The sequence below is a fragment of the Paraburkholderia rhizosphaerae genome, from assembly GCF_004366595.1.
GTDB classification, from domain to species: Bacteria; Pseudomonadota; Gammaproteobacteria; order Burkholderiales; family Burkholderiaceae; genus Paraburkholderia; species Paraburkholderia rhizosphaerae.
In genome coordinates, this window is sequence record NZ_SORE01000004.1 from 106,190 (window position 1) to 119,267 (window position 13,078).

Genomic DNA, 13,078 nt, shown 5'->3' on the forward strand with positions numbered 1-13,078 from the left:
TCGCCCTGCGCAGCGGCCCGCGCGATGCAACACGTGCGGGTAGCAAACTGTGCACCCGCACCATCAGGCGCCCGGTTTCCACCGATACATCATCACCTTGCCGCGCGCGTCTTCTTCGACGAACACCAGGTATTCGCCATCGCTGCGCCGCGCCGCGGTGATGCCATTCGCGACGTCGACCCAACCCGACGCGTGGCCCACTTCCGCGCCCGGCCGGATCACGCCGATTTCATTGCCGCGGTCCTTGTCGAACACATGCACGACGCCCGCGGGCTCCACGCCGAAGATGTACTTGCCTTCGACCGTCACGCCGATAATCGTCACCAGCGGCTTCGCGTTCGTGTCCCACGGCAGCTTGACCGTGTAACGCAGGTCGGGCTTGCCGGTCGACCACTTGTCATAACGCACGAGCACGCGGCCGACTTCCTTCCATTGCGCACGCTGGTACGGCGCGTCGTCGGTATAGCCGGTCACGTACAGCGAATCGGTCGATGCGTCATAGACCGCGCGCTGGATCTGGTTGAACGGCGCCGGCACCGGATACGCCTGCATGTCGTCGTAGGAGTAGACCGGATTGCCCGCTTTATCGAGGCCGCCGAAACGGAAGCGATAGATGCCTTTCGCGTCGACCGTGTGCCAGATGTCGCCGGCGGTATCGACCCACCATCCCCAGCCGGGCATCCGCTTGCCGCTCGTATTGCGCGTGAATTCGCCGGCTTCGAAGCGGCCGTTGCCGTTCGTGTCGCGCCACATCCAGTCGCCGCCGGCCGGTGCATTCGGAATCGCGTCCGCATTGCGCGGCGCGCGTCCCGCGATATAGCCGGATGGAATCGCCGTCTCGCCGTCACGTGCGGCGTCGAAGCGGTAGATCTTCAGGTGATCCGAATACATGTCGGTCAGGTACAGGAACGTATGCCCTTTCAGCTGACGCGCGGTCGGCAGGCCCGGCCACTGGTCGACATGGAACACCGGATCTTCCGGATACTTGAAGCGGTTCGACAGAAAGCCGACATACGTCCATTGCTGACCGGCCGGCTTCGACAGGTCGAGTTCGAAGCGCTTGTTGCCGGTATAGACACTGTTCGGTCGCGCCGGATCGACCCACGCACCGTCGACAAACAGCAGCCCTTGCACCAGCCATTGACGCTTGCCTTCCGGTGAATAGCTTTCGAGTGTCGCGCCCAGACCCGCGCCCAGATTCGAGCCGAAGCCCTTACCACGCGGCGTGTAGTTCGGGCCCACACCGTTGGTCGACACATAGATGTTGCCGCGCGCATCGATGCCGACGCCGGTCAGCCCATTGAAACGCAGCGGGCCCGGCCGGCCCGCGACGCCGGAGAAAATGCCGCCGCGCTCGCCGAGCGTGCCGGGTGCCGCATAGCGGCCATTCTGCTTGCTGAAGAACAGCACCTGCTGACGCGGCCCGTTATCGGCGATCAGCACACGGCCTTGCGCATCGACGGCGACATCGACCGGCACGCTGTCCGACGGCAGCGGCAGCGTATCGTCGAGCCTCTCGCCGTTCGCCGAGTAATGCGCGACCGTCGGCTTGCCGTCGAGCACATCGGTCACCACCCACAGCGTGCCGTCGGACGCCAGCGCAAGATGACCGGGCTGGTGTGCTTTGAACGAACCCTTGCGTTGCATCGAATCCGGATCGTAGATATCGACACGATCGGCCGATGCGCTTGCAACATAAAGTGTCTTGTCCGATGCGGCGAGACCCGTTACTTCGGTATGCGTATCCGTCGGCACATCGTTGACAACCAGAAAGCTCGCCGCAAGCCGCGCGCGCGGATCGGCCGCATTCGCGACCGGCTGGAACGGCATCGTGCGCTGTGGGTCGCCCAGTTCGCGCCGCGTGACGCCATACCACTGATGGCCCTTCTCCGGCCACACGCCTTTGCCGACCAGATGGCCCTTTTCGGTGCCGACGGTCACCGCAATAAACGCATAGCGGTGGTTGAGCGCGACCGCATTGCCGCCGCCATTGCCCCAGCCATGTGTGCCGTTCGCGTAGCCGAGCATCTTGCCGTCCTTATAGACGCCTGCTTCAGCACCGCTTTCGTCCCACGGCGAGTCGGTATAGACCTTGCCGTCAGGCGCGACCGCGATCGCGGTGATGTTGATCTGCGTCCAGCTTCCGTCGCCGAACCCGAAGGTGTTGCCGATCCACGATGTCTGCGCGTTCAGCGCGGTGCCGCCCGCCTTCGCATTCGAGGCTGTTTGCGCGGACGCACCCGAAATCGTGATGAACGACACACACGCACAGAGTGCCCCGGCAAACAGAGATCGAATCAAAAGCACTTCTCCAGTCGGAACCGGCCCGTTGCGCTGTGATGCGTTAAGCAGCGGCGCCAGGACGTATCAGTGAAAGTTGGCGGTTCAGGAGCGGTAAGACCGCGGCAGCGCTGGGGGCCGCGCGAGAAGCCGCCTGTACAAGGAGACTGCGAAGGACACTGCGCCGGCTGCAATCCGGCACGCATCGCAAGATGCATGGCCTCTCACGCAGTCCGGCCAGCTGCAGCTATTCCAGCTCAGATTACGCGGAAAGGTTGTCTCGAAAAAAATCCAAAAAATTCAAAATAATTCAGACAGATACCGGTTTTGAATAAGCCGCAAAAGGCGGTGAAAAGCACATTAAATTTGAAGGTATGAATGGGTGATGAACCGGTGCCAAGCGGCCTTAAGCTCGCCCGAAGCGGCTTTCGTTGTCCATATTTTCCGTCTCTCAGCCGCCGTGCCGTATAACTTACCGCCGCTTGTGGAAACCGGCTCGCGGATTTCGCTATCGACGCATTGCGCACACGCGTCAATCACTTCGCAGTGGCGATGATTAATCGTTTTCCTTGCATTTTTTCAGCGGTTTTCTCTTTTTACAATGAGTGACCGGTTTCGCCTTCACCGCAAGCCTTTCGATAGCATGCGCCGATGATTACGCGTTTGACTGCTCTTGCCTCGCCCGCCGCGGACCACTCGGCGCAATTGCCGCAATGACGCGCGCCTGCGTGCTGCGCGCCGCGGCGGGGGCGCTGGTTGGCGCGGTGAGCGTGATGAATCTCGGCGTACCCGGCGCGATGGCCCAAGGGCTTGCCCGACTGGCGCGCGATGATGTCCGACGGCGAGCACCCGAAACCCGAGCTGTACCTGCTCAAGGCACGTGAAGCATTCGAAGTGCTCGACCCGCTGGTGCGGGAGCTACTCGAGCAAGCGTCGTGATGCGCGCATCGCGCACACGCAACCCGGTTTTCAGGCAACGAGAAAGGCAATCGATGACGAACCAACGCAAAGCGATCATTACCGGCATATCCGGCCAGGACGGCGCTTACCTGACCAAGCTGTTGCTCGCCAAGGGCTATCAGGTTACCGGTACGTACCGGCGCACGAGCTCGGTGAACTTCTGGCGAATGGAAGAGCTCGGCGTGCTCGACCACCCGAATCTGACGCTCGCCGAACACGATCTGACCGATGCCGGCTCCACGATACGGCTGCTCGCTTCCACGCAGGCCGACGAGGTGTATAACCTCGCCGCGCAAAGCTTCGTCGGTGTGTCGTTCGATCAGCCGGCGACCACCGCGCAGGTCACCGGCATCGGCGCGCTGAATCTGCTCGAAGGCATTCGCATCGTGAACCCGAAAACGCGCTTTTACCAGGCATCGACCTCCGAGATGTTCGGCATGGTGCAAGCGGTGCCGCAGCGCGAGGACACGCCGTTTTATCCGAGAAGCCCGTACGGCGTCGCGAAGCTGTTCGCGCACTGGACGACGATTAATTACCGCGAGTCGTACGGCATCTTCGCGACGAGCGGCATTCTGTTCAATCACGAGTCGCCACTGCGCGGACGCGAGTTCGTCACGCGGAAAATTACCGACACCGTCGCGAAGATCCATCTCGGCAAGGCCGACGTGCTCGAACTGGGCAACCTCGATGCGAAGCGCGATTGGGGCTTTGCGCTCGAATACGTCGACGGGATGCACCGGATGCTGCAAGCGGACGAACCGGATACTTTCGTGCTCGCGACGAACCGCACCGAGACCGTGCGCGACTTCGTGAAGATGGCCTTTGCGGCGTCGGGCGTGCAACTCGAATGGTCGGGCAAGAACCAGGGCGAGACGGGTATCGATGTCGCGACCGGCCGTATTCTGGTGCGCGTCAACCCGAAGTTCTACCGGCCCGCCGAAGTCGATCTGCTGATCGGCTGCGCGGACAAGGCAAAGGCGAAGCTCGGCTGGGAGCCGCAGACGTCGCTCGAGCAGTTGTGCCAGATGATGGTCGGCGCGGATATTGCGCGCAACCAGATTCACGATACGTTCTGATCCCGCGTTGAACGCGCGTCTGAAGCACTGATGCACTGACGCGCGATCGGCGGCGCCCGGCAACCGGGCGCCGCCGTCGTTCTGCGCCGTCGCTCCCGTTCGTTGTTAATGCAACGAACCCGCCGCAATCGCTTCGCCATACACCGCCGCGACGCGCGCTGCGATCACCGGATTGTCGAAGTGCGCACGCGCGTAGGCGCGGCATGCATCCGCATCCGGCAACTTCAACGTGCCGTCGAACGCCTTCCCCAGACCGTCGGCAATCGCATTTGCGCCGGTCGACGGCAGCACCAGGTCTTGCGATAGCCCGGCCACCGCTTCCGGCAATCCGCCGACCGGCGTGACGAGCACCGGCGTGCCCGACGCGAGCGACTCCACCGTGATCAAACCGAAGCCTTCGAGCGCGACAGTCGGCACGACACTGATCGTCGCCGCGCGGTAGAGCGTCGCCAGATGCTGATCCGGCACGAAGCCGAGCAGTTTCACGTTGTCAGTCAGGCCCGCGTCGTCGATGCGTGCCTGCAACTCGCCTTCGAGGCGGCCTTTGCCGGCAATCAGCAACAGCACGTCCGGCTCGCGGCGCTTGACGATCTTCACCGCGTCGATCAGGTCCTCGAGGCCCATGCGGCGCACCAGACGCCGCACCGCAAGCACGATCGGCCGGCCGAGCGGCAACTGCATCTTGAGCCGCGCCTCGTTCTGCGTCAGCGGCAGATTGAACTGGTCGACGTTCACGCAGCCGGGCACCACGCGAATCCGCTCGGGCGGAATGCCGTAGCGCGAGCTCAGGATCTTGCCGAACGCGTCGGATAACACGATGAGCCGCGACGAGCGCGCGTAGACGGTCTGCTCGAGATAGCGCTTCGCGCGCTGGCCGAGCGAATCGGCGCCTTCGACGTGGCTTTCGTCGGCCCATGGCCCCTGGAAATGCGACACCTGCGGAATACCACGCATCACGTCGAGGCCCGGAAACGTATAGAGCGCAAAATGCGACGAGATCACGTCGGGCCGCTGCGTCTGCATTTCACGGCGCAGCGCGCGGCGCGCGGCCATCAGACGCATCGGCAGCGATTGCGCGGCCGGGCCGAAGCCCTGGATCGCGCCATTCGTGTCGGCGGCGACGCGTGGCGAACCCGCCACCACGCCGCGTACCGCGACGCCCGCGCCCGGCAGCGCGCCGATCAGCGAGTAGTACATCCGGTCGAGACCGCCCGCGCGCTCGGGAAACCAGTGCATGCCGATCTGCAGCGATTTGATCGAAGGTGTTGTCATGGCCATTCCTGTTTGTATGAAGCCGCGCTCGATCACATCGGTGACCACGGGGAAATCTCCGTGTGCCGATGCGACATCTTCGCGCGACGGTTGCGTGTGGCGCTTCATGCACCATCGGCGCCGCGCGGCGGGGTCGTCAGCAGATTGCGCGTGACGACATCCACATCGCTCGCCCCGTTGCGGCTGCGGTCTTCGCGTAGACCGGCGATCTGCCGGTACAGCGCGATGTATTGCGCGGCCATGCGCGCCCAGCCGAAACCGGTGGCAAGCTCGCTGGCGGCCACGCCCATCGCGCGGCGCCGGTTATCGTCGCCGGCAAGGCGGCCGATCGCGTTGGCGAGCGCCTGCGGATCGTCCGGATCGTCGAGCACGATCCCGCACTCCGGCGTGATGATCTCGGCGCCGCCCGCGGTGCGCGCGGTGACGACCGGCAGGCCGGCCGCCATCGCTTCGAGCAGCGACAGGCTCATCGCTTCATAGCGCGAAGGAAACACAAAGGCATCGACCGAATGCATCAGCACCGGCATTTCCTTGACGAGCCCGAGAAAGTGCACGCGATCGGCGATACCCAGTGCGCGCGCCTCTTCCGGATACGGGCTGCCCGGCAGATAGCCGGCAACCGCGATCTGCACGTGATGCGGCAGATGCTTCAATGCGCGCAGCACGGTGCCGAGGTTCTTGCGCGGCGTGCGCAGATCGCCGACGAACAGCAGCAAAAATGCGCTCTGCGGCAGCTTGAACTTCGCGCGGTCGCCGCTCGCGGTTGCAAAGCCACGCGTATCGACGCCGTTGTAAATCACGTCGACGCGGTTACGCGGCGTGAGACCAATCGAGCGAATCTCGGCCGCGACCTTCTGCGATACCGCGGTGATCACGCGCGAGCGCCGGTACGCCCAACGCTCGAGCATCGCGTTCAAGCGCGTGTACACATACTGATAGCCGGACCACACGCCTTTGGTAATGCCAAACGGGTAGTACTTGCTCGCGAACCAGCCGCTATGCACGAAGTGCGCGGTGTTCACATCCGCTGGCGCCCATGTGATGAAACCATTCACATGCAGCACGTCGAATTCGCGGCGATGCGCACGCAGCCACTGCGCGCTTCTGATCGCGAACACCTGCTGGCGCAGCAGGTTGGTCGGCCACCAGCGGCCGATCCGCATCGGCACCCAGCGCACCAGCGGATGCTCGAGCAGATCGGGTGCCACATGCGATGCGATCAGCGTGACCGCAATTCCCTCGTCGAGCGCGGCGCGCGCGATTTCGTGGTTGACGCGGCCCTGTCCGTCGTTATGACGCACGACATGCGTGACAATCGCGACTCTCAATCCGTTTCTCCGTGAAAGACGACTCTCGATCTGCGGGTTTCCTGTTTCTGGTAATGCGCCGCGGACAGGATCGAAAAAAGACTCATGAAAAGCAGTGCGCCACCGGTGCCGACCAGCGTATTCGTGAAGACGATCATCGCGAGAATCGCCACCGCGAGCGACAGACACGACGCGACGAACTTGTCGTCGCGCAGCTTGAACGAAGCGAAGACCGCGCGCATCACGAGCCAGCCGATGCCGGACAGGTACAGCAGCGTGCCGGGCCATCCGAGCACGAACGGAATGTTCATCACGCCACTGTCGAAGTTGCCGTACTGGCCGAGCTGGCCGTCGTTGCCGCTCGACAGTTTGGTCGACGTGCCGGTCGCGCCCATGCCTTCGCCGGATACGTCGGTAAACGCCTTTTGCGCAAATTGCGCGTAGAACTCGTTGCGCGCCTGGTAGCTCTGGTCGTCGTCCAGATTCGTAATGGTCTGCAGACGCGTTTGCATCCGGTCCGCGACCGGGCCGACCGAGAGCAGCGGGATGCACAGGCCGATCAGCAGCACCCCGCTTGCGATGATGCGAAACCGGACCTTGTTGTTCGACTTGACGAGCAGCATCACGAGCGCAATCACCCAACCGCCCCAGGTGGAACGCACGAGGCTCAGCGCGAACGACATAAAGCCGAATCCGCCGGCAAGCCACCGTACCTTGTGGTCCGCGGCGAGCACGAACACCATCGAACCGAGCATCGCGAGCGCGAACGGACCGGACGAATTCATCGTGCTGAACACACGCACGCCGAGCGGCACCGGCTCGCCCTGCGAGCTCATCTGCGCGCCGACCATCCACAGCACATCCCACGCCGGCATGATGAAGAACTGCACCGCGCCGTACACGCCCATCGCCAGCATGCCCCAGATAAACGTGTTCACGATCGTCTCGCGAAACGCCGGGTAAATGCGCGTGTTCACCATGATGTGAAAGCCGATCAGCACCGGATACAGCCAGTTCGCGAGGTCGTACAGCGCGGCGAGCGGTCCGGCCGACACGAAGCCGATCAGCAACGCGTACGCGAGCCCAAAGAGAATGAGCAGCACCGGCAGACCGCGCCGCTGCGCGAGGATCGGGTAATAGCGCACCAGCGAAAAACCGCAGATCATCGTGACCGCGAGTGGCGCAATCTGGATCAGGCTGGTCGGCGTATAGGCGTTCTTCGACCAGTCGGCGAGGCGCCGTACTTCCGGGCTCAGGAACCACAGCCACCAGACGAAGCCGACATAGCGCGCCGGACTCTTGAAGTACAGCCACGCGCCGACGAGGATCGCGAGCACCGGAAAGCCCAGTGTCAGCGCCGCGCCCTGATGCCCGGCGATCAGCACCGCGGTGATCAGCCACAGCAGCGCCGGCGGAATCCACTCGCTCTTGTCGCCGCTGACGAACCCGCGAGCGCTGGACGCCCCCGCTTGCAGAAGCGATGCCATGCTTACACTCCTGCCCGGCTGCTGCGTGCCGAGCTGCTGGCCGCAACACCCGCGCCCGACGCGCGCATCCGGTGCTGCAGCATGTCACGCGTGATCCGCACATGCTGCTGCGCGAAGTGCTGCGTGGTGAAATCGCGCGCGAGCAGTTCGGCCGCCGCCGCGCGCGCCTGGCGCAGCGCGTGCTCGGGCGAGGCCACGAGGCGATTGGCCGCCTCGCGTAGTGCGTGCGGATCGAACGGCGGCACATAGGTCGCTGCATGCGCCGGGAAATACTCTTTCAGGCCGCCGACATCGGTCACCAGCATCGGCTTGCCGACGGCCGCGGCCTCGAGCGTCACTGTGAGGCCCGAGACGTGCGAGTTATGCCGCAGCGGCACCACAATCACATCGGCCCACGCATACAGCTCGCGCTGCTTTGCGATGCCCGACGCTGACGCGATCTCGACATTCGGCGCGCGCAGCGACGCGGGAATACGCCGCCGCGTCGCGAGCCGCACCTGGTAGCGCGCGTCGTGGCCGAACGCTTCGATCAGCGTGCGCCAGTCGCGGTCACGATCGTTGCCGATTGCCGCGATACGCAGCGGCGTATGCGGTACCCATTCACGCGGTTCGTGCACCGGAAAATCATTGGTGTTCAGACCGTAGAACACCTGCGTCGCATCGCGCTGCAGATAGCGCTGGCACAGCGCCGCATTCACGCTCGAGTGCGTGGTCAGCACGTCCGCGCGCGCGACCAGCTTGCGGTACAGCCAGCGCCGCAACATGCCGTAGCCCGCCCACTTGTCGAGCAGCCAGATGCTTTGCGCGAGCAGCAGCGGCCGTGCGCGCTCGCGAAACCGATGCCCGTACAGCAACAGCAGCAGCGACACCGCCAGGTGCTCATGCTCGGTATGCGTCCAGACGACGTCCGAGCGCAGGATCTGCTCGCGGTTGCGCCACGTATGCAACATGTCGAAGCCGAGCAGCGCCTTCAACGCGCGGCGCGCGAGCTTCACCGGCTTGCTTTCGCGCGCATCCTCCGAGTACGTCAGATGGAATTCGTCGGACTCCGCATGGTGATAGCCGTACAGGCAGCCGATGTTGTCGCCTTTCCGGTAGCTGCGCGGGTCGGCGCCGTAAAACAGATGGACGTTGACGTTGATGCTCATGCAGGCACTCCGGTCTGCGTGTTCAATGGCACATCGCGCCGCACACCGTCATCATCGTCGCGAGACAGCACGACGAGAATGCGGGGCGAAACCACGATACGAATTCTCACGCGGCGCATACAGCACATGCGCCACAGGCGGCGACACCGCATCGCGCCACGCGCGCGCCGCGTTACAGCAGTGCGCGGCGCGCTTCGCGCGCGCCGGTGCGGACCGCCTTCCAGCGCGACAGCTGCACGCTTTTGCGCGACATCAGCGCAAGCAGCGCGTGCGCGACGCCTGGGTACACGCGCGTGCCGACCAGCGCGTACCACCACCACGCGGTCTCGCGGCGCAATGGCGGCAATTGCGCGCGCAGGATCAGATGCAGGTTGTACGCGGCGTTGCGCACCGCGGTCATCGACTGCGCGTCGCGGCGGTCGTCGTCGTGGCGCTCGGCCGGGAAATGATCGACCGCGACGCGCGGATCGTAGACGAGCTTCCAGCCCGCCTTCTTCACGCTCATGCTGAACGCCATATCGTTGTGCACCTGCGCGCCCGCGCCGCGCAGCCGCGTATCGAAACGGATCGTGCGGACCGCGTCGCGCCGGTAGCTCATGTTCGCGCCCTTCAGCATGTCCACTTCGCGCGCGCCGCCGACACCCAGATGATGGTTGCCGATCAGCTTGCCCGACGGCGTCAGCTTGCCGACGAGCTCACGCGAGCCGCTCAGCACGCCGCCCTTCTGATGCACCCAGTCGCGCCCGCCGAGCGCGCCCAGCTGCGGGTCCGCGGTGAAATGCGCTTCAATACGCTGCACCCAATCGGCGTGCGGTGCGGCATCGTCGTCGGTAATCGCGATCACCTCGCCGCTCGCCGCATCGAGGCCGCAATTGAGCGCGGCCACCTGCCCCGGCGCATCGACCGGCGCAATGCGCAGCGGCAACCGGCGCGCCGCCAGATGCGGCTGCAGGCACGCGTGCGTCAGTTCGTCGTCGGGGCGCGCGACCACCACCACTTCATCCGGTGCGCGCTGCTGCCGCTCGAGCGCGGCAAGGCAGCGCGTCAGATCGTCCGGACGGCGAAAGGTCGGGACCAGTACCGTTATTTTCATCGAGGCTCTCCGTACAGCTCAATCCGCGGTCATCCGACGGATCAGTTGCTCAGATATTCCTGCACAGCGGCGTAGCTGCGGTCGTAACCGCCGCGCGCGCGCGTCGGCATCGCGTTGAAAATCGCGCCTTGCACATGCACGCCCGCTACGCTCAAACGCTTCAGCGAATCGCTGATCTCGTTCTCGGTATGCATGCCCGAACGCACGACGAAGAACGTCGAGCCCGCGTAGCCGCCGATGATCGACGCGTCGGTCACCGCGAGCACCGGCGGCGTGTCGATCAGCACGACGTCGTAGCGTTTTTGCAGCGCGTCCAGATACTGCGGCAGACGCGGCGACATCAGCAGTTCCGACGGGTTCGGCGGACGCACGCCGCAGGAGATAAACGACAGCCCCGGCGTATCGGTCTGGCGGATCGCCTCTTCGAGCGAGATCTGCCCGGACAGCAGTTCCGACAGGCCGTTTGCCTGCGCGCCGCCCAGGTGCCGCTCGAGCGTGCCGCGCCGCATATCGCCGTCGATCATCAGCACGCGCTTGCCCGAGTGCGCGAGCAGCACCGCGAGGTTGACCGTCAGGAAGCTCTTGCCGACCGCCGGCATCGGACCGGTCAGCATGATGATGCGGTTGCGCGCGTCCATCAGCGTGAACTGGATCGACGTGCGCAGGCTGCGCAGCGCTTCGATACAGACATCCTTCGGCCGTGCGTTCGCGAGCACCTGGCGCTCGCGCGCGGCGCCGCGCACGACCTGGTTCTCGAGCACCGCCTGCTCGGCCGATAGCGGCACGAGACCGTACACCGGCAGATGGAAAATGCGCTCGACGTGCTCCGGATCGTCGATGCCCTTGAACATGTTGCGGCGGATCAGCACGAAGCCGGTGCCGGCGATCAACCCAAGAATGGTCGCGGCGGACAGGATCAGGAATTTCTTCGGCTTGACCGGCTCGCCGGGGCGCAGCGCCGCGTCGACGATATGCACGTTGCCGCCGGTGCCGGCGCGTTGCACCGACAGTTCCTGCACGCGGTTAAGCAGCAGCACGTAGATATCTTCCGCGACCTTCGCATCGCGTTGCAGCTGCACCGCGCGCACTTCGGTGGCCGGCAGATCGCGGAAACGCGACGAGTAGCGCGCTTCCTGCGCCTGCAGTTCGGACATCTGCTCGCGCGCCGCCTGCATGATCGGGTGATCCGGCGCGTAGTTCTGCTGCAATGACGCGATCTGCATCTTCAGCGCGGCGATCTGCTTCTGATAGTCGACTGCGCCGTCGAGATAGATCTTCGCTTCGTCGGACGCGTTGATCGAACCGGACTTGCTCTGGTACGCGGTCAGCGCGGCCTCGGAGTTTTCGAGGTCGGCCTTCAGGCGCGGCTCTTCGCTCTTCAGGAAGTCGAGCATCTTGCTCGCGTCGGCCTGCTTGGTCTGGATATGCTCGTGCAGGTACGACTGGGCGACCGCGTTGGCGATCGCCGCGGCCTGATCCGGGTCGCCGCTTTCGAGCGAGATCTGGATCACGCCGGTCTGCTTGCCCTGCTCGGTTACCTTGATGGCCGACTGGAAGCCGGAGATCGCGTCGAGGTCGTTAAAGCGCATCACGTTGAATTGCGTGCCCGGCCGCGCGACCAGCTTGTCGACCAGCATCGTCACACCGCCGCCCTGCGCGGTCTGGCCAACCTCGCCGTGCAGCAGCAACGCGCCGTCCGGACCGTGCACTTCGTACTGGTTGTCGGCGAGCGCGACCATCGTCAGCTCCTTGCCTTCGAGCGCCGGCGTCACATCGATCGAATCGACCTGCGCCTGTTCGCCGCCCCATGCATACGACTTCAGCCCGAGCCACGGCCGCGCGGGTCCGCCGGACTTGTGCAGGCGCGACGCGAGGCGGCCGAGCAGCGGAAACGTCTTCGGCGACACCGTGAAGTTCAGCTTCATCTGCTGCACGACCGGGCCAAGCACGCCGCGGCTCTTGATCATTTCGATCTCGGCGTCGGTCGGCAGCGAACCCGAGCCGCCCGCGCCGACCGCGATCGGCGCGCCGGTCTGGTTTTGCGTGAGCGCCTGCGACGTGTTGTCCTGCGGCTCGACACGCACGTGCGCGTCGGCCGAGTAAACAGGCTTGGCGATGTAGCAGTAGAAGCCCGCCATCGCGACGATGGTCGCGGCGATCGCAACCAGCCACCAGATATCGTCGATGATCGTCTGGATCAGCTGGCCGAGGACCACGTCCTCTTCCTCGGTGCGGCCCTGGATGGCCAGATGAGTGTTGACTTGAGTACTCACGATTCGATCCCCGTTCAGTTCGGGTGCCTTGCGGCGTTTCAGGCTTTCGGCGATTTCAGCGGCGGCCCGGTTTGCATCGTCGCGACGATCGCGGTGATGGCAACAGAGGGCCGCCGGCAATCCGACTGTGATTGATGCAAGCTGCCGTGCCGCGGCGGTCCGGCGTCAGTTCGGATTTATCC

9 protein-coding genes are annotated in these 13,078 nt (G+C 64.5%); 2 read left to right on the forward strand and 7 right to left on the reverse strand.

Annotated elements, in window-relative coordinates:
* Positions 1-63: 63 nt before the first annotated feature.
* On the reverse strand, positions 64-2,289 hold the full coding sequence (locus tag BX592_RS06430; RefSeq protein WP_377681466.1) for an NHL repeat-containing protein: 2,226 nt from the start codon (positions 2,287-2,289) through the stop codon (positions 64-66).
* Positions 2,290-3,090: 801 nt separating this feature from the next.
* Between BX592_RS06430 and BX592_RS34315 the strand changes: the two genes are divergently transcribed.
* Together BX592_RS34315 and gmd are read left to right on the forward strand one after the other, a co-directional pair.
* On the forward strand, positions 3,091-3,219 hold the full coding sequence (locus BX592_RS34315; RefSeq protein ID WP_377681464.1) for a hypothetical protein: 129 nt from the start codon (positions 3,091-3,093) through the stop codon (positions 3,217-3,219).
* Positions 3,220-3,272: 53 nt separating this feature from the next.
* Positions 3,273-4,316, forward strand: coding sequence for a GDP-mannose 4,6-dehydratase (gene gmd / locus BX592_RS06440; RefSeq protein WP_134190841.1), 1,044 nt, complete (start codon positions 3,273-3,275; stop codon positions 4,314-4,316).
* A 105-nt stretch (positions 4,317-4,421) separates the two neighbouring features.
* Here the strand turns inward: gmd and BX592_RS06445 are convergent, their stop codons facing one another.
* From BX592_RS06445 to BX592_RS06470, 6 genes are all read right to left on the reverse strand, one after another.
* Positions 4,422-5,588, reverse strand: coding sequence for a glycosyltransferase family 4 protein (locus BX592_RS06445; RefSeq protein WP_134190842.1), 1,167 nt, complete (start codon positions 5,586-5,588; stop codon positions 4,422-4,424).
* 104 nt (positions 5,589-5,692) lie between these two features.
* Positions 5,693-6,916, reverse strand: a complete 1,224-nt coding sequence (locus BX592_RS06450; protein ID WP_134190843.1) for a glycosyltransferase family 4 protein — start codon at positions 6,914-6,916, stop codon at positions 5,693-5,695.
* Positions 6,913-8,382, reverse strand: coding sequence for a glucose-6-phosphate isomerase (locus BX592_RS06455; RefSeq protein ID WP_134190844.1), 1,470 nt, complete (start codon positions 8,380-8,382; stop codon positions 6,913-6,915). The genes BX592_RS06450 and BX592_RS06455 overlap by 4 nt, the downstream gene beginning before the upstream one ends.
* 2 nt (positions 8,383-8,384) lie before the next feature.
* On the reverse strand, positions 8,385-9,530 hold the full coding sequence (locus BX592_RS06460; protein ID WP_134190845.1) for a glycosyltransferase family 4 protein: 1,146 nt from the start codon (positions 9,528-9,530) through the stop codon (positions 8,385-8,387).
* A gap of 172 nt (positions 9,531-9,702) precedes the next feature.
* A complete protein-coding gene (locus tag BX592_RS06465) occupies positions 9,703-10,623 on the reverse strand; it encodes a glycosyltransferase family 2 protein (protein ID WP_134190846.1) in 921 nt (306 codons plus the stop codon).
* Between the two features lie 41 nt (positions 10,624-10,664).
* Positions 10,665-12,899, reverse strand: coding sequence for a polysaccharide biosynthesis tyrosine autokinase (locus BX592_RS06470; RefSeq protein ID WP_166676315.1), 2,235 nt, complete (start codon positions 12,897-12,899; stop codon positions 10,665-10,667).
* Positions 12,900-13,078: the final 179 nt, after the last annotated feature.